The sequence below is a fragment of the Streptomyces sp. NA04227 genome, assembly GCF_013364195.1.
In the GTDB taxonomy this organism is placed as follows: Bacteria; Actinomycetota; Actinomycetes; order Streptomycetales; family Streptomycetaceae; genus Streptomyces.
This window is the reverse complement of record NZ_CP054918.1, coordinates 5,846,531-5,869,050: the sequence shown is the minus strand read 5'-3', so window position 1 is coordinate 5,869,050 and position 22,520 is coordinate 5,846,531. Positions and strand designations below refer to the sequence as shown.

Sequence of the window (22,520 nt, the reverse complement as noted above, 5' to 3'; positions counted from 1 at the left end):
CGGCCCGGCGATGCGAGCAGCAGCCGTCAGAACTCGTCGTCGAACGAGACCGACCCCTCCACGGCCACCTGGTACGCGGAGGCGCGCCGTTCGAAGAAGTTGGTCAGCTCCTGGACGCCCTGCAACTCCATGAAGGAGAACGGGTTCTCCGAGCCGTACACCGGGGCGAAGCCGAGCCGCTGGAGCCGCTGGTCGGCGACGCACTGGAGGTACTCGCGCATCGACTCGGTGTTCATGCCGGGCAGCCCCTCCCCGCACAGGTCGCGCGCGAACTGCAACTCCGCCTCCACGGCCTCCTTCAGCATCTCGGTGACCTGGTGCGCGAGGTCCTCGTCGAAGAGGTCGGGCTCCTCCTTGCGCACCGTGTCGACCACCTCGAAGGCGAAGCTCATGTGCATCGACTCGTCGCGGAAGACCCAGTTGGTGCCGGTGGCCAGGCCGTGCAGCAGTCCGCGCGAGCGGAACCAGTACACGTAGGCGAAGGCGCCGTAGAAGAAGAGGCCCTCGATGCAGGCGGCGAAGCAGATCAGGTTGAGCAGGAAGCGCCGTCGCTCCGCCCGGGTCTCGAGCCGGTCGATCTTCTCGACCGAGTCCATCCAGCGGAAGCAGAAGGCGGCCTTCTCGCGGATGGAGGGGATGTTCTCCACCGCGGCGAAGGCGGCGGCCCGGTCGTCGGGGTCGGGCAGATAGGTGTCGAGCAGCGTCAGATAGAACTGGACGTGCACGGCCTCCTCGAAGAGCTGACGGCTCAAGTACAGCCGCGCCTCGGGGGAGTTGATGTGCTTGTAGAGCGTCAGGACCAGGTTGTTCGACACGATCGAGTCCCCGGTGGCGAAGAAGGCCACCAGACGGCCGATCAGATGCCGCTCGCCGGGCGAGAGCTTGGCCAGGTCGGCCACGTCCGAGTGGAGGTCGACCTCCTCGACGGTCCAGGTGTTCTTGATCGCGTCGCGGTAGCGCTCGTAGAAGTCCGGGTAGCGCATCGGGCGCAGGGTCAGCTCGAAGCCGGGGTCGAGCAGGTTGCGCGGCCGGTCCGGGTCCGCAGCGGTGGCCGCCGGGGACCCGGCGGAGGCGGCGCTGGGGGCGGAGTCGGGGTGTACGGCGGTCATTACTGGCAGGCCTCGCAGGACTCGGGGCTCTCCAGGGAGCAGGCGATCGCCTCGGCGTCCGGGGCGCTCGCCTGCGCGGGCGGGGTGGCGGTGGCGGGCGCGCTCGCCCGGGCGGCGCGCGCGATCCGGGTCGCGGGGCGCGAACGCAGGTAGTACGTGGTCTTCAGGCCCTGCCGCCAGGCGTAGGCGTACATCGAGGAGAGCTTGCCGATGGTCGGTGTCTCCATGAAGAGATTCAGCGACTGGGACTGGTCCAGGTACGGCGTACGGGCGGCCGCCATGTCGACAAGTCCGCGCTGCGGGATCTCCCAGGCGGTGCGGTACAGGCGCCGCAGCTCCTCGGGGATCCAGGCGAAGTCCTGTACCGAGCCGCCCGCCTCGCGCAGCGCCTCCCGGGTCCGCGCGTCCCAGACACCGAGCTGCTTCAGCTCGTCCACCAGATAGGAGTTGACCTGGAGGAACTCACCGCTGAGGGTCTCGCGCTTGAAGAGGTTGGAGACCTGCGGCTCGATGCACTCGTAGACGCCCGCGATGGAGGCGATGGTCGCGGTGGGAGCGATCGCGAGCAGCAGCGAGTTGCGCATGCCGGTGCGGGCGATACGGGCGCGGAGCGCGGCCCAGCGCTCCGGCCAGTGGTGCTCGGCCGCGTAGTGGTCGGGGTGCAGGACCCCGCGTGCGGTACGGGTCTTCTCCCAGGCGGGCAACGGGCCGTTCTTCTCGGCGAGTTCGGCCGAGGTCTCGTAGGCGGTGAGCATGATGCGCTCGGCGATCCGGGTGGAGAGCTCCCGTGCCTCGGCCGAGTCGAAGGGCAGCCGCAGCCGGAAGAAGACGTCCTGCAGGCCCATCACGCCCAGACCCACCGGGCGCCAGCGGGCGTTGGACCGGCCCGCCTGCTCGGTCGGATAGAAGTTGATGTCGATGACCCGGTCCAGGAACGTGACCGCGGTGCGCACCGTCGCGTCGAGCCGCTCCCAGTCGATGCCGTCCCCGGTCACCAGGGCGCCGAGGTTCACCGAGCCGAGATTGCACACGGCCGTCTCGCCGTCGTCGGTGACCTCCAGGATCTCCGTGCAGAGGTTGGAGGAGTGCACCGTGTGGCCGGGCTCGGCGGTCTGGTTGGCGGTGCGGTTGGCGGCGTCCTTGAAGGTGATCCAGCCGTTGCCGGTCTGCGCCAGGGTCCGCATCATCCGCCCGTACAACTCCCGCGCGGGCAGCGTCCGTTGGGCGAGGCCCGCGGCCTCGGCCCGGCGGTAGGCGGCGTCGAACTCCGCGCCCCACAGGTCGACGAGCTCCGGGGTGTCCGAGGGCGAGAACAGCGACCACTCGGCATCCGCCTCGACGCGGCGCATGAACTCGTCGGGGATCCAGTGCGCCAGGTTCAGGTTGTGGGTGCGGCGCGCGTCCTCGCCGGTGTTGTCGCGCAGTTCGAGGAACTCCTCCAGGTCCGCGTGCCAGGTCTCCAGGTACACGGCCGCCGCGCCCTTGCGCCGCCCGCCCTGGTTCACGGCGGCCACCGAGGCGTCCAGCGTCTTCAGGAACGGCACGATGCCGCCGGAGTGGCCGTTGGTCCCGCGGATCAGCGAACCGCGGGCGCGGATACGGGAGTACGAGAGGCCGATGCCGCCCGCGTGCTTGGAGAGCCGGGCCACCTGGTGGTAGCGGTCGTAGATCGAGTCGAGCTCGTCCTGCGGGGAGTCGAGCAGATAGCAGGAGGACATCTGCGGGTGGCGGGTGCCGGAGTTGAACAGGGTGGGGGAGGAGGGCAGGTACTCCAGGCGGCTCATCAGCCGGTACAGCGCGGCCACTTCGGCCAGCGCCGCCTCGCCGCCCTCCTCGGGGGCCAGGCCGCAGGCGACCCGCAGCAGGAAGTGCTGCGGGGTCTCGGTCACCCGGCGGCTCAGCGGGTGGCGCAGCAGATAGCGGCTGTGCAGGGTGCGCAGGCCGAAGTAGCCGAAGCGGTCGTCCGCCTCGGTGTCGATCAGGGCGTCCAGGCGCGCCGCGTGCGCCGCGACGAACGCGGCCGTGGTGTCGGCGATCAGGCCCTCGCGGTGCCCGGTGGCGATCGAGCCGGAGAAGTCGTGCACGCCCGCGCTCGCCGCCTCGTCCCGGATGGCCAGGGTGAGCAGCCGGGCCGCCAGCTTCGAGTACACCGGGTCCTCGGAGATCAGCCCGGCCGCCGACTCCGTTGCCAGCGCGCGCAGTTCGGCCTCGTCGGCGGTGGCCGAGCGCCCGCGCAGCGCGGCGGCGGCCACCCGTCCGGCGTCGGCGTCGGGGAGGTCGGCGGTCAGCCGGGTCAGGGTACGCAGCAGGCCCGCACCGGGTCCCTCGGCCTCGCTGTGAGTCGCAGTCGCCTCATGGGCGGGCGCGATGGTCACGTGTCACTCTCCCTCGCTCGACGGAACCCGCGCAGGAGGGAGCACACGTCTGCCGGGTCACACGGCAGTACGCGTCCTTCGCCCTGTCCGCGGGGCCGGGACGTCTGGCACCCGGAACAGGGCGCGCCGGGTGCGCCGTCGGCAGGTCCTCGGACTCACGGGCAGGTGGAAACGGCCCGTTCACCGTTGCGGGACAGTTCCGGATTCGCACCGGATTCCCCTGCGATGACAGCGAGCATGAGCATACATGTGGTGGGTGCCTGCTGGAGAACACCCCATATCTTGTGGTGTGTTGGACGCGGGGTGTCGGAGCACTGTGCAAGGTGCGGTATACGCCGACGGGCCGCCGGATGGCTCCGGCGGCCCGTCGGGTACTGCTCGCTGCGCTCCGCTCAGTGCGCCGAGCCCGCGGTGGCGGGCGGCAGTTCGCGCTCCACGCCCGGGTCGCCCGCGTCCGCGGTGTAGTCCTCGGGCGAGGTCTCGTCGACGCCCTCGGGCGCCTTCAGGGCCCGCATCACAAGGGTCAGGACCACCGTCACCACGACGTTCAGGACGAACGCGGTGAGACCGATGTACCCGATCTCGCCGATGCCGGGGATCTCCTTCGAGGAGCCGCCGAAGTGCTTCTGCGTCGGGCTCGCCACACCGTACGCGGCGATCGTCCCGTAGAGCATGCCCACGGCCCAGCCCGCGATCAGCGCCCAGCGGTGGAACCAGCGCGTGAACAGGCCGCCGACCAGGGCCGGGAAGGTCTGCAGGATCCAGATGCCGCCCAGGAGCTGGAAGTTGATCGCGACGGTCTTGTCCATGCCGAGCACGAAGACCAGCGCACCGACCTTCACGAGCAGTGAGACCAGCTTGGAGACCTTGGTCTCCTGCTCGGGGGTCGCGTCGGGCTTGAGGAAGTCCTTGTAGATGTTGCGCGTGAACAGGTTGGCCGCGGCGATCGACATGATGGCCGCGGGCACCAGCGCGCCGATGCCGATGGCCGCGAAGGCGACGCCGGTGAACCAGTCCGGGAACATGTCCTCGAAGAGCTGCGGGATCGCCAGCTGCCCGTTGTCCACCTTGACTCCGGCCGCGATCGCCATGAAGCCGAGCAGCGCGAGCAGGCCCAGCATCAGCGAGTACAGCGGCAGGATCGTGGTGTTGCGGCGGATCACCTCACGGCTGCGCGAGGACAGCGTGGCCGTGATCGAGTGCGGATACATGAACAGCGCGAGCGCCGAACCGAGCGCGAGTGTGGCGTACGTCCACTGCCCGGCCTCGCCCGGGACCAGGCCCGCCACGGGCTTGCCCGCCGCCTCGTTGCTCGCGTTGAACTTGTCCCCGGCCGCGGCGAAGATGTCGTCGAAGCCGCCGAGCTTGATCGGGATGTAGATCACGGCGACCGCGATCACCAGGTAGATCAGGGTGTCCTTGACGAAGGCGATCAGCGCGGGCGCGCGCAGGCCCGAGGAGTAGGTGTACGCGGCCAGTACACCGAAGGCGATCAGCAGCGGCAGGTCCTTGATGAACCAGTTGGTGCCCTCGCCGCCGCCGATGCCCATCACGTCCAGGACGGCCTGGATGCCCACCAGTTGGAGGGCGATGTACGGCATCGTGGCGAGGATGCCGGTGACCGCGACGGCCAGCGACAGACCGCGCGAGCCGAAGCGGCCGCGCACGAAGTCCGAGGTGGTGACGTAGCCGTGCTTGTGCGAGACCGACCACAGGCGGGGCAGGAAGGTGAAGATCAGCGGGTACACCAGGATCGTGTACGGCACCGCGAAGAAGCCGGCCGCGCCCGCCCCGTAGATCGCCGCGGGTACCGCCACGAAGGTGTACGCCGTGTAGAGGTCGCCGCCGAGCAGGAACCAGGTGACCCAGGTGCCGAACGAGCGTCCGCCCAGGCCCCATTCGTCGAGGCTGTTCTCGTTCTCCGCCTTGCGCCAGCGCGCGGCGAGGAAGCCCATGACCGTGACGGCCAGGAAGAAGAAGATGAAGACGGCAAGTGCCACACCGTTGACGTCGTCGTTCACTTGGCCGCCTCCCCGGTGCTCCGGCGGGCCTCGGCCGCGGCCTTGCGTCCGCGCTGGTCACGCCGCCACAGCTGGAAGGCGATCATGGTGAGCGCGGTCGAGATGAGCACCCAGGCCATCTGGTACCAGTAGAAGAACGGGATCCCGATGAACGTCGGATCCGTCTTCGCGTACGAGCCGACCCACAGGGTCGCCACGAACGGGGCGATCAGACACAGGGCGATGACCACACGGGCCGGTGTCACCACCGGCTCTCTGACTTCGGATGTGTCCGTCATGGGCGGCTCCCGTTCCCTCACCTCGTATTGATCCGACGAAATGTAGGTGACCCGTCCCGCACTACGAAACCCCTGGTCCGGATGGCGGGCGTAACGTTTCGGTGTCGGGGCCCGGCCGTACGGGAGTTGACGGGAGAGGGCTCAGTCCGCCGGGCGCTGGAGGCGGGCCACGAACTTGTAGCGGTCGCCGCGGTAGACCGAACGCACCCACTCCACCGGCTTGCCCTCCTCGTCGAAGGAGTGCCGCGAGAGCATCAGCATCGGCAGGCCCACATCGGTGCCGAGCAGCCCGGCCTCGCGCGGGGTGGCCAGCGATGTCTCGATGGTCTCCTCGGCCTCCGCGAGCTGCACTCCGTAGACCTGGTCCAGGGCCGCGTACAGCGAGGCGTGCTTGGCCAGCGAACGCCGCAGCGCGGGAAAGCGCTTGGCGGACAGATGGGTGGTCTCGATGGCCATCGGCTCGCCGCTGGCCAGGCGCAGCCGCTCGATGCGCAGCACCCGGCCGCCGGGCGCTATGTCCAAAAGCTCGGCGAGCCGGTCGTCGGCGGTGATGTAGCCGAGGTCGAGCAGCTGCGAGGTCGGCTCCAGGCCGCGGGCCCGCATGTCCTCGGTGTACGAGGTGAGTTGAAGGGTCTGCGAGACCTTGGGCTTGGCCACGAAGGTGCCCTTGCCCTGGATCCGTTCGAGCCGCCCCTCGACCACCAGCTCCTGAAGCGCCTGGCGCACCGTGGTGCGCGAGGTGTCGAACTCGGTGGCCAGCGTCCGTTCCGGCGGCACCGGAGTGCCGGGCGGCATCGTCTCGGTCATGTCGAGCAAGTGCCGCTTCAACCGGTAGTACTTGGGCACGCGTGCCACGCGTCCCGTACCGGCCGGCTCCGCCGCGACATGCGTGCCCACCTGGGGTCCGGCGCTGTCCGCCTCCGTGCCCGTGCTCATTGTCTGCTCTCCCGGCTGGCCACTGTCGACTTCCGCTGCACCCTCACGCGGCCGCCTCCTCCGGCGGACATCGTGACACGGCCGCCCCCGGCGGCCGCTCGTACCAGACTGCCGCCCGCTTACGGACCGCGAGCCTTCTTATACACCCTTGACACCCCCAAAAGTCCAGGCCAGAGTCACACACTGGTCTACACCATGAGGGAGATCACGTGCTGGGCTTCGGACGCATCGTCACCCGCTCGTGCGGTCCCGCGCTCCGCGCACACGATCTGTGCCCGCACCGCCCGCGTTGCGCCGCCGAGACCCGGGGCCCGGAAAGGAACATGCGCTGATGAATGCCATGGAACCGACCAGCTCGTCCGCTCACAAGAGTCACGACAGCCTGAGCCGTGACGCGCTCGCCGTCCTCCAGCCCGGCTTCACCGGCACCACGCCCCCCGACTGGGTGCTGCGGCGGCTCGGCGAAGGGCTTGTCTCGGTGGGCCTGTTCGGGCGCAACATCACCTCTCCCGCGCAGCTCACCGAGCTGACCGCCCGGCTCAGGGCGGAGCGCGGGGACCTGCTGGTGGCCATCGACGAGGAGGGCGGCGACGTCACCCGCCTCGAAGCCCGCACCGGCTCCTCCTACCCCGGCAACCACGCTCTGGGCGCCGTCGACGACACCGCCCTGACCCGGCAGGTGGCCGCGGCCCTCGGCGCCCGGCTCGCCGCCTGCGGCGTGAACCTCGACTGGGCGCCCTGCGCCGACGTCAACTCCGATCCGCGCAACCCCGTGATCGGCGTACGTTCCTTCGGCGCCGACCCGGATCTCGTGGCCCGCCACACCGCCGCGTACGTCGAGGGACTCCAGAGCGCCAAAGTCGCCGCCTGCACCAAGCACTTCCCCGGCCACGGCGACACCTCGGTCGACTCCCACCTGGCGCTGCCCCGCGTCGACGCGGACCCCGAACTGCTCGCCGCCCGCGAACTCGTCCCGTTCCGCGCCGCGTTGGCGGCCGGCACCCGCGCGGTCATGACCGCCCACCTCGTCGTACCGGCCCTGGACCCCGAGCACCCGGCCACCCTCTCCCGGCGCATCCTGACCGGCTTGCTGCGCGAGGAACTCGGCTATCGCGGCGTGGTCGTCACCGACGGCATCGAGATGCGCGCCATCGCCGCCACCTACGGCATCGAGCGCGGCGCCGTACTGGCTCTGCGCGCGGGCGCCGACGCGGTCTGCGTGGGAGGCGGTCTCGCCGACGAGGAGACGGTACTGCGGCTGCGGGACGCCCTCGTGTCGGCCGTACGCGCCGGAGAGCTGCCCGCCGACCGGCTGGCCGAAGCGGCCGAGCGGGTACGGGAGTTGGCGTCGTGGACCGCGCAGGGGGCGGAGACGGCGGAGCTGTCGGAGACGGTGGCGCGGTCGGAGACGGTGGAGCTGTCGGGGGAGGCCGGGCGGGGCGAGGCCGAGTCGGACGTGGCCGAGGGGGACGTGGCCGAGTGGGACGAGATCGGTCTCGTCGCCGCGCGGCGTGCGCTGGTCCGGCACGGTGGGCCCGTCGCCCCACTGCGGGAGGCCGCCTACGTCGCCTCGCTCTCCCCGGTCGTCAACTTCGCGGTCGGGGAGGAGACGCCGTGGGGGATGGCCCCCGAACTGCGGCGGCTGGTGCCCGGGACCCGGGGTGGCACCTACGGTGAGTCGGCCGGAAGCGCCGGTGAGCTGGCCGAGCGCGTACTGAAGGAGGCGGGCGGGGACCCGCTCGTCGTCGTGGTGCGCGATGAGCACCGGCACGACTGGATGCGTGGGGCGCTCGATGCGCTGCTCGCCGCGCGCCCGGACCTCAGGGTGGTGGAGATGGGCGTACCGCGGTCCGCGCCGCGCGGTGCCCTGTACCTGGCCACCTACGGAGCCGCCCGCGCGTGCGCCCGCGCGGCGGCCGAGGCGCTGGCGGACCCGGCCGCGCGCACGCCCTGAGGTCGCGCGGGGCGCTCGCGTCGTGAACCCGCGCGGGCGCTCGCGCCGCGAACCGGGCCGGGGCGCACGCGCCCCGGCCGGGATGTCCCCGCGCGCTTCGGATCTCCTCAGATCCCTTGCCAGGAAGGTTTGTTGGCGTACGTGTGCCGGAAGTAGTCCGCGTGCTTCAGGCCGGCCGCCGCGGCCTCGTCGACCACGACCGTGGCGTGCGGGTGCAGTTGGAGCGCCGAGGCGGGGACGACGGCGGCCAGCGGGCCCTCCACGGTCTGGGCGACCGCCTCCGCCTTGCCCTCGCCGGTCGCGAGCAGCACCAAGTGGCGGGCGTCCAGGATGGTGCCGATGCCCTGGGTGATGACGTGGTGCGGCACCTGTTCGATGTCGCCGTCGAAGAAGCGCGCGTTGTCCTGCCGGGTCCGCTCGGTGAGCGTCTTGATCCGGGTACGGGAGGACAGTGAGGAGCAGGGCTCGTTGAAGCCGATGTGGCCGTCGCTGCCGATGCCGAGGAGCTGGAGGTCGACGCCGCCCGCCGCGGCGAGCGCCTCGTCGTAGGCGAGGCAGGCCGCGCGTACGTCCTCGGCGGCGCCGTCGGGGCCCATGAACGCGGCGGGGTCGACACCGAGCGGCTCCACGACCTGGCGCAGCACCACGGAGCGATACGACTCGGGGTGGCCCGGCGGCAGTCCCACGTACTCGTCGAGCTGGCACACCCGGGCGCGCGAGGCGTCGACCTCGCCCGAGGAGACCTTCGCCGCGAGGGCCCGGTACACCGGCACCGGGGTGGAGCCGGTGGCCACGCCGAGCAGGGCGTCCGGCTTCTCCGTGAGCAGCCGCCCGATGGCCGAGGCGATCAGCTCGCCACCCGCGGCGGCGTCGGGGACGATGACAACTTCCACGGTGGGCCTGCCGTTCTCTCGGTTCGGATGCGGTCCGGAACGCGGTCCGGAATGGTGTGGCGCGGGCTGGGCACGGTCCGGGCACGGTCCGGGCACGACAGGGCGCCGCGCTGGTATAGACCAATACGAAGTTAGCAGAGCGCGCCGCTGCGTAACAGGCCGACGTGGGAAGCCGCGGGAATCGGCCGAGCCGTATCCATCGCCCGCGGTCAGGGGCCGGGCGCGCGCTGTGACACCGGTCGCCCTGCGAGGGTCCGCCGAGTGCTCCGGCGGTGGTGCGGGCCCCTGGTGAGCGGTATTTCCCACAGATCAAAGCGCACGACCACCCCTATTCACGGCCGGGGACCGCTAGAGTTGCCACGGGCCTGTGGCGGAACCCTCGCCTCCAGGCGCCGCACGTGACCGCACCCGCGGTGACGCGGACGAGCGAAGAGCGTGCGCGGAACACCGGCAGCCGGACGAACTCCGGGGCGGAACGTCACAAAGACTGTGTACGCAAGACCGGCAGGAAAGACTTGCACGACTCGTGGACAGGGTTTCTGGTCTAGTCCACAATCAGGTAAAGCCTCCGTCCTTCCCGCACAGAAGGACGGACGGGGAACCGGGCTCTCTGCCCTGACTGCTCCGGCTCCCCTGCGGCCCGGACCGCACATCCGTGGCCGATGCAACTCCGGGCTGCGGTGCCGGGAGGGTTGAGGGTCCCTCCCAGGCGCCGCGGCCCGCGGGTGTTTTCAGGGGCCCGCCGCGCCCGGTACGGGGAGTCCTGCCGTCGCCGCCTGCGGGTACGCTCGGGCCTGTGCCCTCCATGAACGACCTCGTACGCCAGCATGCGTCCCTCGACGACGCCGATCTCGAGTGGCTGCATCTGCTGGTCTCGGAGTGGCAGCTGCTGTCCGATCTCTCCTTCGCCGACCTCGTCCTGTGGGTGCCGACCCGGGACGGCACCCGGTTCGTCTCCATCGCGCAGATGCGCCCGAACACGGGTCCGACCTCGTACCAGGACGACATGGTCGGCCATCTGGTGCCCCGCGGCCGCCGTCCGATGCTGGACGCCGCGCTCGACGAGGGGCGCATCGTGCGCGAGGGGGATCCCGAGTGGCGCGAAGAGGTGCCGGTGCGCGTTGAGTCCATTCCCGTGCGCCGTGCGGGCCGTGTGCTGGGTGTGATCGCGCGCAACACCAACCTGCTGACCGTCCGTACGCCCTCCCGGCTCGAACTGACGTATCTGCAAAGCGCGTCCGACCTCGCCCAGATGATCGCCGCAGGATCGTTCCCCTTCCCCGGCCAGCAGGTCGACATGGACGCCGCGCCCCGGGTCGGGGACGGTCTCATCCGGCTCGACGCGGACGGCATCGTCCAGTACGCCTCGCCGAACGCGCTCTCCGCGTACCACCGGCTGGGCCTCGCCGCCGACCTGGTCGGCCACCACCTCGGCACCACCTCGGCCGAACTCGCCCCGTCGGTGGGCCCCGTGGACGAGGCGCTGGCCAAGGTCGCCAGCGGCTGGGCGCCGCGCGAGTTCGAGATCGAGGGCGACGACGGGGTGATCCAGCTCCGCGCCATCCCGCTCAAGCCCAAGGGCGTACGGATCGGTTCACTGGTCCTGCTCCGCGATGTGACCGAACTGCGCCGCCGAGAGCGGGAGTTGATCACCAAGGACGCCACCATCCGGGAGATCCACCACCGGGTCAAGAACAACCTGCAGACCGTCGCGGCTCTACTGCGGCTCCAGTCGCGCCGGATGGACTCCGAACAAGGGCGCGAGGCGCTCGACGAGGCCGTACGCAGGGTCGGCTCCATCGCGATCGTGCACGAGACGCTCTCGCAGAACCTCGACGAGCGGGTGGAGTTCGACGAGATCGCCGACCGGGTGCTCGCCATGGTGGCGGAGATCGCACCCGGAAAGGTCACCGGCCGCCGCTCCGGACGCTTCGGCATCCTGGACGCGGAGGTCGCCACCCCGCTCTCGATGGTGCTCACCGAGATCCTTCAGAACGCCCTGGAGCACGGCTTCGGCCCCGGTGAACACGGCACCGTCGAGGTGTCGGCGGTACGCAGCGCCCCGAGCCCCTCATCCGCGACCACCCGGCGCAAGGGCACCGGTCGGCTCCTGGTCACCGTGCAGGACGACGGGGTGGGCCTGCCCGAGGACTTCGACCCGCGCCGGGCCGGGAACCTCGGCCTGCAGATCGTCCGCACCCTGGTGGAGGGCGAACTCGGCGGCTCCTTCGACATGGTGCGGGCCCCGGGCGGCCGCGGTACCCAGGTGATCCTGGACATTCCGGTGCGCACGGCCAAGTAGCCCGGTTCCGGGCCCCTTTGGGGCCTACGGGAACAGACGGACGAAGGGCGAATCGGGCCGCCGGGTTCGAAGTGGCGAGCGGGCGGCGGGACATGCGTACGACGCGGGGGAGTGGCGTGCGGTACGTGAGGTGAACGACAACGAGCCCCGGACCGAAAGTGGTCCGGGGCTCGTCGTGCCTCGTGCTCTGCGGCATCGCCGGGCGGTGCCAAAGGGCGCGTTGGAGGTTCTGCGCGCTGCGACTCGGGAGGCGGATGAGGCGTACTCGCTGTACGCGCCGCCCTGGCCCGGGCTCGTACGGGGCGTGGGCGTCAGGCGCTGGCCTGGCGCGCCCGGTTGCGGGCGGCGCGACGCTTCATGGCGCGGCGCTCGTCCTCGCTGAGGCCACCCCAGACGCCGGAGTCCTGACCGGACTCGAGCGCCCACTGCAGGCACTGCTCCGAAACCGGGCAGCGACGGCAGACGGCCTTGGCTTCCTCGATCTGCAGCAGCGCAGGACCGGTGTTGCCGATGGGGAAGAAGAGCTCGGGGTCTTCCTCGCGGCAAACGGCGTTGTGACGCCAGTCCATGGCTGCTACCTCTCCTTGTGTATGACGTGCGTATTGCTTGTGAATGTGAACGCTTTCACGAATCCCTCGACAAGGGAAGGGCCGACCGCCGGGTGAACCGGTGTGGTCCTTGGATTTGAGGAGGGGTTCCGGTGCTCTGTGGGGCCGATGTTGCGGGCCGTCCCGAGCGCCACGTAGAGATTCGCAAACCTCGGCGGCGGATACAACCCCTTCCGAGAAGTTTTTTTTGATTCCTCGGTGTCGACTAGGTCACAGCCGTACTTCCATGGGGTGGATGCTGGCCTAAACGTTCGACTGAAAGGAGTTTGGCCGGTTCCACTCACACAATCACACGCAGTGCACGGCGTACGCCTGTGAACGTCACGCTCGTACGCAGCCCCAGGTGGTCTCCGTCCATCTGAAGCGGCAGTGGAGCCTTCGAATGCAAGGTGAAGGTGTCCAGATCGTGGTCCGCCACGACCTGCTTGCCTTTCGGTCCGCGCTCGGGGGACGAAGTGAGCAATTGTGTGGCAAGTCGGGTGACGCCGAGAGTGGACAGCTTTCGCAGGCCCAGTACGTCCAGTGCGTCGTCGAACGAGGCGCCGGGAAGCGCGTAGACGGGGCGATTGCCCAGGAATGTCCACGGTGAGGTGTTGCAGACTATGGACAGCGCCAGATCCGTGACCGGGTCCTGGCCGGGCCGTTCCAGCGTGATGGTGCCGTTGCGGCGGTGCTGGTCGTCGAAGAACTGGCGCAGCGCCTGACGCAGATACAGCGAGTGGGTCGATTTCCGGCCCCGCTCGCGCTGCTGTTCGACCCGGCCGATCACTCCGGCGTCGAAGCCGAACCCGGCGCAGAAGGTGAACCACCGCGCGGGGACCGACTCGTCCTCGGTGCCTGGGGTGCCCGAGGCGAGTCCGAGGCCGACCGTGCGCTCGCTCCCCTCGCGCAGGGCCTGCAGCAGCGCACCCGTGGCCTCCACCGCGTCGTTGGGCAGGCCCAGCGCGCGCACGAAGACGTTCGTCGAACCGCCGGGGACCACCGCGAGCCGCGGCAGTCGCTCCGGGTCGGGGCCCTTGTGGAGAAGGCCGTTGACGACTTCGTTGACCGTGCCGTCGCCGCCGAGCGCGACCACCAGGTCGACGTCGCCGGACTGCGCGGCCTGGCGGCCGAGGTCCCAGGCGTGCCCGCGGTACTCCGTGGTGACGGCGTCGAGCTTCATCTCGCTCGCGAGCGCGTGGATGAGTACGTCACGAGTGCGCGCACTCGTGGTCGTGGCTGCCGGATTGGCGACGAGAAGTGCACGCATGCCATGAAGCGTACCTACCGAGTGGTACCTGGTCCCTACCGAGGTGCCGACCCGTGGAGCGCCGGGGCTACCCTGCTGGGGTGAGCAAAAAGCCGAAACCCGCTGCGAAGGGCGCCGCGAAGGGCGCGGGGAAGCCTGCCGCGAAGGGCGCTGAAAAGCCCGCCGCGAAAGGGTCCGACAGCGCCGAGAACGCGCCCGAGGAGACGAACGGGCCCCGCCCGGGCCGGGTCACCGCCGCCGCCGCGCTGGCCGCCCTCGAAGGCCTCGCGCTGATCGTCGCCGGGATCTACTTCGTGATCCGCGGGGCCACCGGCGAACCGGACGACCGTGCCCAGGCGATCACCGGCGGGCTCACGCTCGCAGCGCTCGGCATGATCCCGCTGCTCGCGGGGCGCGGACTGTTCGCGCAGCGCAGCTGGAGCCGCGGGCCCGCGATCATCACGCAGATCATGGCGCTGCCGGTCGCCTGGCAGCTCCTCCAGGCCGACAGCGCGATGATTCCCGCGGGCATCGTCCTCGCGGTCGTCGCCGTGACCGTCCTGGTCCTGCTCATCCACCCCGCGACAACCCGCGCGCTCGGCATCCGCGGACCGGGCCAGGCGGACTGAACCGGGGCGAGCCCGGCCGCGACGGCCGGTGCCCCCTACGCGAACGGCCCGGCCCGCACACGCGGACCGGGCCGAAGCTGTTTCCCGGCGGCTCACTCCTCGACGAGGAGCTTCTCCCGCAGTTGCGCCAGGGTGCGGGCGAGCAGGCGCGAGACGTGCATCTGCGAGATGCCGACCTCCTGGGCGATCTGCGACTGCGTCATGTTGCCGAAGAAGCGCAGCAGCAGGATGCGCTTCTCGCGCGGCGGCAGGTCCTCGAGCAGCGGCTTGAGCGACTCGCGGTACTCGACGCCTTCCAGCGCCTCGTCCTCCGCGCCGAGGGTGTCCGCGACGGCGGGCGACTCGTCGTCGGTGTCCGGCACGTCCAGCGAGAGCGTCGAGTACGCATTGGCCGATTCGAGGCCCTCCAGGACTTCTTCCTCGGAGATGCCCAGCTTCTCCGCCAGCTCGTGCACGGTGGGGGAGCGGCCGTGCAGCTGGGAGAGTTCGGCGGTCGCCGTGGTCAGCGAGAGCCGCAGCTCCTGGAGCCGACGGGGGACGCGGACTGCCCAGCCCTTGTCGCGGAAGTGCCGCTTGATCTCGCCCACCACGGTGGGGGTCGCATAGGTGGAGAACTCCACCCCGCGCTCCGGATCGAAGCGGTCGACCGACTTGATCAGGCCAATCGTGGCGACCTGGGTCAGGTCGTCGAGCGGCTCGCCGCGGTTGCGGAAGCGCCGGGCCAGATGCTCGACGAGCGGCAGGTGCATACGGACGAGCTGGTTGCGCAGCTCGGCGTACTCCCGGGTGGTGTCGGAGAGCGTGCGCAGCTCGATGAACATCGCACGCGCCCCGCTGCGGTCGTGCGGGTCGCGCTCCGACTGATCCCTGTGCCGCTCGTGTTCGCTCATGCTTCCCGCCCTTTCCCGGCCATCGCCGGGAGGTGCCCCCGTGGCGCTGCCGTCGGGGGCTGCCCCGGACCCGCCCGAACCGTCCTGCCCGTTGCGGAGTGCGTCCGCGTCCGCGGGGGCGTGGCCCTCCGGGTGCGGCCGGGCCTGCTGTTCGGGAATGCCGCGCGGGCCGCGCCGCGTTCCGCCGCGGCCCGCGGCGCCGTCGTGACCGCCCTGGCCGTCACGACCGTCACGATTGTTGGAGGGTTGCCCTCGTGTGCCGTGCTCGTCGTCCCGCACAGGCCCGTCCCCGTTCCTCACGCCGGTGCGACTCCCGCGCCGCGCTGCTTGTAGAGGCTGATCGAAACGGTGTTGTCCGCCGCCACCGAGGAGTCCACCTTGCCCGCCAGGGCCGACAGCACGGTCCAGGCGAAGGTGTCACGCTCGGGGGCACGCCCGTCGGTGGTCGGTGCGGAGACCGTCACCTCGAGCGAGTCGTCGACGAGTCGGAAGACGCAGCTCAGCACCGATCCGTCCACGGCCTGCTGAAGCAGGATCGCGCAGGCCTCGTCGACGGCGATACGGAGGTCCTCGATCTCGTCGAGGGTGAAGTCCAAGCGCGCTGCGAGGCCGGCCGTCGCCGTCCGCAGCACCGACAGGTAGGCACCCTCAGCCGGCAGCCGGACTTCCACGAAGTCCTGGGTCGCGGGCTCGCCTGCGATCTGGGACACCCTCACCTCCAAGGTGGTACAAGCTCATCCGGGGACCGGGAGTCGCCTCCCGGTGATGTGATTCGTGGTGCAGCGGTGACGCTATCGCGATCTCGTCCACCGTGTCCCGCGGACCCCGGCCCTACTGTCACTCATAGTAAGTCAGCGAGTACGGACAGTGGCTAGGGGTGTGCGGGGCCAAATACGAAGCGCACGCGCCGGGTTGACGTACCCACGCTACGGCGCGGTGAACCGTCGCACGCCCCCCGGCCACGTCTCGCACGCCCCTTGACCGCCGCTCCCCACGCTTCTCGCGCCCCGGCGCCGACGCTCACTCCGCGCCCCGCCGTACGCGCCGATCCGCCCCCGTCTCGTACGAACTGCGCCAGCGCGAGAGGCGCAGAGACTCAGCGATTCAGTAATACGGCGATACGGCGATACGGCGATACGGCGATACGGGATCCAGGACGTCCGACGCCCAATGGCCGGAGCTCCGGGAACTCAGACCAGCACGTTGTCGACAAAGCACCAGCGCCAGTCCTCACCCTTCTCCAGGGTCCGCATCACCGGATGCGCGCTCTCCCGGCAGTGCGCGGAGGCGTGCTTGAGCGGTGACGAATCGCAGCAGCCGACGTGGCCGCACTCCAGGCACTTCCGCAGTTGCACGGGGTGGCTGCCGGCCGCCACGCACTCCAGGCAGGTTTCACTCAGCGCCGCGGGCTCGGGGTGCGGCAACGCGGCGACGTGCTGGCACTCCTTCATGATGTCCAACGTACGACGCCCGCGCGGAAGGAGCCGGTCGGACATGGACGCCCTGCCTCTTCTGTTGCTGGTCGCGGGCAGTGCGGCGGTCGCCGGAACCGTCCGTCGCACCCGGCTCTCCGCGCCGCTGGTGCTCGTCGCCGTGGGCCTCGCCGTCTCGTACGTCCCCGGCGTACCGCAGTACACGCTCGACCCGGACGTGATCCTTCCGCTGCTCCTGCCACCGCTGCTGTACACCGCCGCGAGCGACAGTTCCTACCTCGATCTGCGTGCTCAAGTGCGTCCGGTGGCGCTGCTCTCGGTCGGCTACGTGCTCTTCGCGACGCTGGTCGTCGGCTGGGTCGCCTATCTGCTGGTACCGGAGCTGCCGCTGACCGCGGCCCTGGTCCTCGGCGCGGTGGTGGCACCGCCCGACGCGGTGGCGGCGACCGCGGTGGCCCGCCGGGTGGGGCTGCCCTCGCGTATCACCACGATCCTGCAGGGCGAGTCGCTGGTGAACGACGCGACCGCGATCACCGCGTACAAGGTCGCCCTCGCGGCCGCCGTCGGTGAGGGGGCGAGCTGGGCGGGTGGTGTCGAGGAGTTCCTGCTCGCGGCGGTGGGCGGGGTCGGTGTGGGGCTTGTCCTGATGGCGCCCCTGCACTGGCTGCGCACACATCTGCGCGAGGCCCTGCTGCAGAACACGCTCTCCCTGCTGATCCCGTTCGTGGCCTACGGGGTCGCGGAGCGCTTCCACGCCTCGGGCGTCCTCGCGGTGGTCGTCGTCGCCCTCTATCTGGGCCACCGCGCCTGGCAGGTCGATTTCGCGACAAGGCTCCAGGAGGCCGCGGTCTGGAAGATGGTCGCCTTCATCCTGGAGTCCGCCGTCTTCGCGCTCATCGGCCTCCAACTCCCCGTCGTGCTCGACGGACTCGGCACCTACGCGGGAGCCGAGGCGGCCTGGTACGCGGTCGTACTGTTCCTGGTCGTCGTGGTGGCGCGTTTCGTATGGGTCTACCCGGCGACCTATCTGCCGCGGCTCCTCTCGCGGCGCATTCGCGAGGGCGAGCCGGATCCGACGCCGCAGGGCGCGTTCGTCGTCGGGTGGGCCGGTATGCGCGGGGTGGTCTCGCTGGCCATCGCCTTCTCGATTCCGGCCACGGTGCACGGCGGCGGCGACTTCCCGGCCCGCAACCTCATCCTGTTCCTCGCCTTCACCACTGTCATCGGCACGCTGGTCGTGCAGGGCCTGACCCTGCCCACCCTCGTCCGGCTCCTGAAACTGCCCGGCCGGGACCGGCAGCGCGAGACGCTCGCCGAGGCGCAGGCCCAGGCGCAGGCGTCCCGGGCGGCGGAGGCGAAGCTCGACGCGCTGCTCGCCGACGAGCGAAACGCCCTGCCCACCCCGCTCGCCGACCGTCTGCGCACGGTCCTCGAACGCCGCCGCAACGCCGTGTGGGAACGGCTCGGCGCGGTGAACCCGGTGACCGGCGAGACCGTGGACGACACCTACCGGCGCCTCGCGCGCCACATGATCGAGGCCGAGCGCGAGGTCTTCGTGAAACTGCGCGACGCCCGCTACATCGACGACGAGATGCTGCGCGCGCTGCTGAGGCGTCTGGACCTGGAGGAGGCCGCCGCGTACCGGGAGGCCGAGGACTGAGTCCCGCCCCGGGCCACGGTCGTACGGCTGTGGCCCGGGGATTCAGTCCTCGTACCCCTGCCGGGGCGGACGTCCCGTGATCACCGCCGCCAGCCGGGTGCCGGGGGAGAAGGCGCCCTCTTCGGTGAGGGTGAGAAGTCCGTACAGCATTTTGGCGACATAGAGATGCTCGACGGGCAGGCCGTGCCGGTGTCCGAAGTCCTCGGCGAAGGAGCGCAGTTCGGCGGGGCGGCGGGCGTAGCCGCCGAAGTCGAAGCGTGCGTCGAGGGTCCAGGAGCCGCGGCGGCCGCCGAATGCGGAGGTCTGCAGGGCCTCGATCTCCGTGCCGAGGAAGCCGCCGCCGACCACGGGTATGCCCAGCGCGCGCTGCCCGGGGCCGAGGCCCGCCGCCAGACCGGCCAGGCTGCCGCCGGTTCCGCAGGCAAGGGCCACCACGTCGGCGGCTCCGCGCAATTCGCGGCCGAGCTCCGTACAGCCGTGCACCGCAAGGGAGTTGCTGCCCCCCTCGGGGACCACGAAGGCACCCTCGGAGCCTGTCGTACGCAGGATCCGGGCCAGCGTGGCGGGTTCGTTCTTACGGCGATACGTGGACCTGTCGACGAAGTGCAGGCGCATCCCGTCGTCCGCGCACCGGCGCAGGGTCGCGTTGAGCGGGCGGTCCGCGAGCTCGTGGCCCCGTACGACGCCGACGGTGCCGAGGCCGAGGAGGCGGCCCGCCGCTGCGGTGGCCGCCAGGTGGTGCGAGTAGGCGCCGCCGAAGGTCAGCAGCGTACGGTCGCCCGCCGCGCTCAGGTTCGGGGCCAGCTTGCGCCATTTGTTGCCGACGATCTCCGGGTGGATCAGGTCGTCGCGCTTGAGCAGGAGCCGTACGCCGTGCCGCGCGAAGCGCTCGTCCGTCACCGGGCACAGCGGCGAGGGGAGCCGTGGGCGCAGGGTGGCGGGATCGGGGGCTTCGGGGTCCGGCATCTCTCCATTGTCGGGGGACGGGTGTGGGGCGCGGGGGAGTGGTGGGGCGGCTGGGGTGGATGAGGGAGGAGACGCGAGGGACAAACGAGATCAATGGGGCAAGAGGGCGAGCGATCTTGGCGCGGTTTGATCCCGGAATCCGCGGGGCGGCGACCCGCGCACGGTCGGGGCGCTCGAGGCGTCATGGGGGCGCACGGGCGGTGCTCGCGCGGGAGAGCGAGGTGCAGAACCGGTTCTTCACATCAATTCGCCGCCGAGACAGCCGATGGGAGCCAATGAATGCCCGTGTCTGGGTTGCTTCAACCCCGCTCGTTTGTGTAATGGCGTCGCCGCGGGGCGTGCTGGAAGGCTTGCGGTCGCAGGTCAGCGCATGATCGGGAGGGCAATAGTCATGTCGGTAGGCGAAGAGATCCGCACGGACGCGGAGCAGCCCAAGCCGCAGCAGAGTCTCGGCACATCGGCCGCGCGGAATCTGGCCACCACCACAAAGTCCGCACCACAGATGCAGGAGATCAGCTCTCGCTGGCTGCTGCACACGCTGCCGTGGACGAATGTGCAGGGCGGTACATATCGCGTGAACCGACGGCTGACGTACGCGGTCGGCGACGGCCGGGTCACTTTTGTGAAGACCGGTGACCGGGTGGACGTGATCCCGGCCGAGCTCGGCGAACTCCCGCTGCTGCGGGGCTTCGAGGACCAGGAAGTGCTCGAACGACTGGCACAGCGGTGTCAGCAGCGCGAGTTCGCGGCCGGAGACGTGCTCTCCTCGTTCGGCAGCCCCGCCGACGAGGTGTTCCTGCTCGCACACGGCCGGATCGAGAAGATCGGCACCGGCCCCTACGGCGACGACGCGGTGCTCGGAGTTCTCGCCGACGGTGCGTACTTCGGCGAGCACGCGCTGCTCGACCCGGACGCCATCTGGGAGTACACCACCAAGGCGACCACCGCCTGCACCGTGCTCACGCTGCCCCGGCGCGACCTCGAACAGGTCGCGGAGCGCTCGGAGTCGCTGCGCGCGCACCTCCAGCAGCTGCGGTCCATCCCGGCGCAGCGCACCAACAAGTACGGCGAGAAGCACATCGACCTGTCCGCCGGCCATGTCGGCGAACAGGACCTGCCGGGCACCTTCGTCGACTACGAGGCCTCGCCCCGCGAGTACGAGCTGAGCGTGGCCCAGACCGTACTGCGCGTCCACACCAGGGTCTCGGACCTCTACAACCAGCCCATGAACCAGACGGAACAGCAGTTGAGGCTGACCGTCGAGGCGCTGAAGGAGCGCCAGGAGCACGAGCTCATCAACAACCGTGAATTCGGGCTGCTCAACAACTGCGAGTACGACCAGCGGATCCAGCCGCACGACGGCGCGCCCACCCCCGACGACATGGACGAGCTGCTCAGCCGCCGCCGCGGCTCCAAGCTCTTCCTCGCCCACCCGAGGGCCATCGCGGCCTTCGGCCGGGAGTGCAACAAGCGCGGCCTGGTGCCCGAGACCATCGACATCGGCGGGCACCGCATCCCGACCTGGCGCGGTGTGCCGATCTACCCGTGCAACAAGATCCCGGTGAGCGACGCGCGGACGACCTCGATCCTCTGCATGCGTACCGGCGAGGCCGAGCAGGGCGTCGTCGGTCTGCGCCAGGCGGGCATCCCGGACGAGATCGAGCCGAGCCTGTCGGTGCGCTTCATGGGCATCAACGAACAGGCGATCACCTCCTACCTGGTCACCGCCTACTACTCGGCGGCGATCCTGGTGCCGGACGCCCTCGGTGTCCTGGAGAACGTCGAGATCGGCCGCTGGTAGTCATCACAGCCCCTGGTGCCGCGCCCCGGTCTGCCGGGCGGGGCGCGGCACCAGGTCGACTCCCGCTTCCCGTTCTCGTTCCCGCTTCAGTTCCAGCCGCCCGAGGTGCCGTACCGGGGCGGACGTTCACCACCTGTGCCGTGCCGCCGGGATGGCACACGGCAGCCCGAGGGGGAGCACATGACCCACGCCGCACAGGCACAGAGCACCAGCCCGCAGGGCTCGTGGCCCACGGACCGAGGAGGACGTGCCGGTCGGCCGCGGGGGCCCGAGGACAGGAGGCGCGGCAGGGGCGCGATCCCGGAACCGGCGCGGCCCCCCGATGACGCCCCGGACGGGCGGCCGGAGCGTACGGCCCCGGAGGAGAGCGGCTGGGACAGCCAGGAGGCGGCCGACGTCCTGGAACGCGCCCGCCGGACCGTCGATCCCGAACTGCGCCGCGCCGTCGACCGGTTGCCCGAGGCGATGCGCCGCATCGCGCGCTACCACTTCGGATGGGAGCACGCGGACGGCACGCCCGCGGCGGGCAACGCGGGCAAGGCGGTACGTCCGGCCCTGGTGCTCGCCGCGGTCGAGGCACTGCGCGGACGTCCGGAGACCGCGGTACGGGCCGCCGCCGCGGTGGAGCTGACGCACAACTTCACCCTGCTCCACGACGATCTGATGGACCGCGACCGCACCCGCAGACACCGGGCCACCGCCTGGACGGTGTTCGGCGAGGCCGACGCCATCCTCGCCGGGGACGCCCTCCAGGCACAGGCCCAACTGCTGCTCGCCCAGGACGGGCACCCGGCCGCGACCTCCGCCGCCGCACGACTCGCGGCCTGCGTGGTCGAGCTCTGCGAGGGCCAGCACACCGACACCGCCCTGGAACGGCGCAGTCTGGACGCGGTCAACCTCGACGAGTGCCTCGGCATGGCGGAGGCGAAGACCGGATCGCTGCTCGGCTGCGCCTGTGCGCTCGGGGCGCTCTACGCGGGCGCGGACGACGAAGTGGTCGACGCCCTGGACGAGTTCGGGCGTGCGGCCGGGCTCGCCTTCCAGCTCATCGACGACGTGATCGGTATCTGGGGCGACCCGGTCCGTACCGGAAAACCGGCCGGCGCCGATCTGATGGCCCGCAAGAAGTCGCTGCCCGTGGTGGCCGCCCTCACCTCGGACAGCCCGTCGGGCGCCAGGCTCGCCGAGCTGTACGCACGGCCGCCCGAGGAGAGTGATCTGGAGCGCACGGTCGCCGCCCTGGAGGGTGCCGGAGGCCGTGACTGGGCGCAGATCCAGGCCGCCGACCACATGGCGCGCGCCGTGCACCACCTCTCGCGCGCCGTCCCCGACCCTCAGGCCGCCGGTGGACTGCTGTCCCTGGCGGAGTTCGTGACCAGGCGGACCGTATGAAGCCGGCCGGTCGTCCGGACCACAGGCGCCTGCCGGACGACGGGT

18 protein-coding genes and 1 riboswitch are annotated in these 22,520 nt (G+C 70.7%); of the genes, 6 read left to right on the top strand and 12 right to left on the bottom strand.

What is annotated here, in order from left to right:
- Positions 1-26 precede the first annotated feature (26 nt).
- The 5 genes from HUT18_RS25025 to HUT18_RS25005 all read right to left on the bottom strand — a co-directional run bounded on the left by HUT18_RS25025 (position 27) and on the right by HUT18_RS25005 (position 6,719).
- Positions 27-1,109 (bottom strand): ribonucleotide-diphosphate reductase subunit beta, encoded by a 1,083-nt coding sequence (locus tag HUT18_RS25025; protein WP_254878798.1) that lies wholly within the window; start codon positions 1,107-1,109, stop codon positions 27-29.
- Positions 1,109-3,484, bottom strand: coding sequence for a ribonucleoside-diphosphate reductase subunit alpha (locus HUT18_RS25020; protein WP_176102797.1), 2,376 nt, complete (start codon positions 3,482-3,484; stop codon positions 1,109-1,111). The genes HUT18_RS25025 and HUT18_RS25020 overlap by 1 nt, the downstream gene beginning before the upstream one ends.
- A 122-nt stretch (positions 3,485-3,606) precedes the next feature.
- Positions 3,607-3,736: riboswitch (cobalamin riboswitch) on the bottom strand.
- Between the two features lie 140 nt (positions 3,737-3,876).
- Positions 3,877-5,505 (bottom strand): monocarboxylate uptake permease MctP, encoded by a 1,629-nt coding sequence (gene mctP / locus HUT18_RS25015; protein ID WP_176102796.1) that lies wholly within the window; start codon positions 5,503-5,505, stop codon positions 3,877-3,879.
- Entirely contained in the window at positions 5,502-5,783 is a 282-nt protein-coding gene (locus HUT18_RS25010; RefSeq protein WP_176102795.1) for a DUF3311 domain-containing protein, read from the bottom strand. The genes mctP and HUT18_RS25010 overlap by 4 nt, the downstream gene beginning before the upstream one ends.
- A 141-nt stretch (positions 5,784-5,924) precedes the next feature.
- The gene (locus HUT18_RS25005; protein ID WP_254878797.1) at positions 5,925-6,719 is read right to left on the bottom strand and encodes a GntR family transcriptional regulator; all 795 of its coding nucleotides are present in this window, start codon (positions 6,717-6,719) and stop codon (positions 5,925-5,927) included.
- A 331-nt stretch (positions 6,720-7,050) separates the two neighbouring features.
- Here HUT18_RS25005 and HUT18_RS25000 point away from each other — a divergent pair, with 331 nt between their 5' ends.
- Positions 7,051-8,673 (top strand): glycoside hydrolase family 3 protein, encoded by a 1,623-nt coding sequence (locus tag HUT18_RS25000; RefSeq protein ID WP_254878796.1) that lies wholly within the window; start codon positions 7,051-7,053, stop codon positions 8,671-8,673.
- 107 nt (positions 8,674-8,780) lie between these two features.
- Here the strand turns inward: HUT18_RS25000 and nagB are convergent, their stop codons facing one another.
- Positions 8,781-9,566, bottom strand: coding sequence for a glucosamine-6-phosphate deaminase (gene nagB / locus HUT18_RS24995; RefSeq protein ID WP_176102794.1), 786 nt, complete (start codon positions 9,564-9,566; stop codon positions 8,781-8,783).
- 796 nt (positions 9,567-10,362) lie between these two features.
- Between nagB and HUT18_RS24990 the strand changes: the two genes are divergently transcribed.
- Positions 10,363-11,868 carry a sensor histidine kinase gene (locus tag HUT18_RS24990; protein WP_176102793.1) on the top strand — a complete coding sequence of 502 codons (1,506 nt, stop codon included), beginning with the start codon at positions 10,363-10,365 and terminating at the stop codon, positions 11,866-11,868.
- A 311-nt stretch (positions 11,869-12,179) separates the two neighbouring features.
- Here HUT18_RS24990 and HUT18_RS24985 read toward each other — a convergent pair whose 3' ends face one another.
- Complete coding sequence (locus HUT18_RS24985; protein WP_176102792.1) at positions 12,180-12,437, bottom strand: WhiB family transcriptional regulator; 258 nt, start codon at positions 12,435-12,437, stop codon at positions 12,180-12,182.
- Positions 12,438-12,756: 319 nt separating this feature from the next.
- Complete coding sequence (locus tag HUT18_RS24980) at positions 12,757-13,725, bottom strand: diacylglycerol kinase family protein (protein ID WP_176102791.1); 969 nt, start codon at positions 13,723-13,725, stop codon at positions 12,757-12,759.
- An 80-nt stretch (positions 13,726-13,805) separates the two neighbouring features.
- Between HUT18_RS24980 and HUT18_RS24975 the strand changes: the two genes are divergently transcribed.
- A complete protein-coding gene (locus HUT18_RS24975) occupies positions 13,806-14,333 on the top strand; it encodes a hypothetical protein (protein ID WP_254878795.1) in 528 nt (175 codons plus the stop codon).
- A gap of 92 nt (positions 14,334-14,425) precedes the next feature.
- Here HUT18_RS24975 and HUT18_RS24970 read toward each other — a convergent pair whose 3' ends face one another.
- The 3 genes from HUT18_RS24970 to HUT18_RS24960 all read right to left on the bottom strand — a co-directional run bounded on the left by HUT18_RS24970 (position 14,426) and on the right by HUT18_RS24960 (position 16,674).
- Positions 14,426-15,523, bottom strand: a complete 1,098-nt coding sequence (locus tag HUT18_RS24970; RefSeq protein WP_176102789.1) for an RNA polymerase sigma factor SigF — start codon at positions 15,521-15,523, stop codon at positions 14,426-14,428.
- Positions 15,520-15,933 (bottom strand): anti-sigma regulatory factor, encoded by a 414-nt coding sequence (locus HUT18_RS24965; RefSeq protein ID WP_176102788.1) that lies wholly within the window; start codon positions 15,931-15,933, stop codon positions 15,520-15,522. The genes HUT18_RS24970 and HUT18_RS24965 overlap by 4 nt, the downstream gene beginning before the upstream one ends.
- Positions 15,934-16,413: 480 nt before the next feature.
- Entirely contained in the window at positions 16,414-16,674 is a 261-nt protein-coding gene (locus tag HUT18_RS24960; protein ID WP_176102787.1) for a UBP-type zinc finger domain-containing protein, read from the bottom strand.
- A gap of 43 nt (positions 16,675-16,717) precedes the next feature.
- On the opposite strand from HUT18_RS24960, the gene HUT18_RS24955 reads away from it, so the two are divergent.
- Positions 16,718-18,316 (top strand): Na+/H+ antiporter, encoded by a 1,599-nt coding sequence (locus HUT18_RS24955; protein WP_176102786.1) that lies wholly within the window; start codon positions 16,718-16,720, stop codon positions 18,314-18,316.
- Between the two features lie 42 nt (positions 18,317-18,358).
- Here HUT18_RS24955 and HUT18_RS24950 read toward each other — a convergent pair whose 3' ends face one another.
- Entirely contained in the window at positions 18,359-19,282 is a 924-nt protein-coding gene (locus HUT18_RS24950) for a 1-aminocyclopropane-1-carboxylate deaminase/D-cysteine desulfhydrase (RefSeq protein WP_176102785.1), read from the bottom strand.
- 391 nt (positions 19,283-19,673) lie between these two features.
- On the opposite strand from HUT18_RS24950, the gene HUT18_RS24945 reads away from it, so the two are divergent.
- A complete protein-coding gene (locus tag HUT18_RS24945) occupies positions 19,674-21,083 on the top strand; it encodes a family 2B encapsulin nanocompartment shell protein (RefSeq protein ID WP_176102784.1) in 1,410 nt (469 codons plus the stop codon).
- Positions 21,084-21,263: 180 nt separating this feature from the next.
- Positions 21,264-22,475: a family 2 encapsulin nanocompartment cargo protein polyprenyl transferase gene (locus HUT18_RS24940; RefSeq protein WP_176102783.1), complete on the top strand. Its 1,212-nt coding sequence runs from the start codon at positions 21,264-21,266 to the stop codon at positions 22,473-22,475.
- The last annotated feature ends 45 nt before the right edge of the window (positions 22,476-22,520 follow it).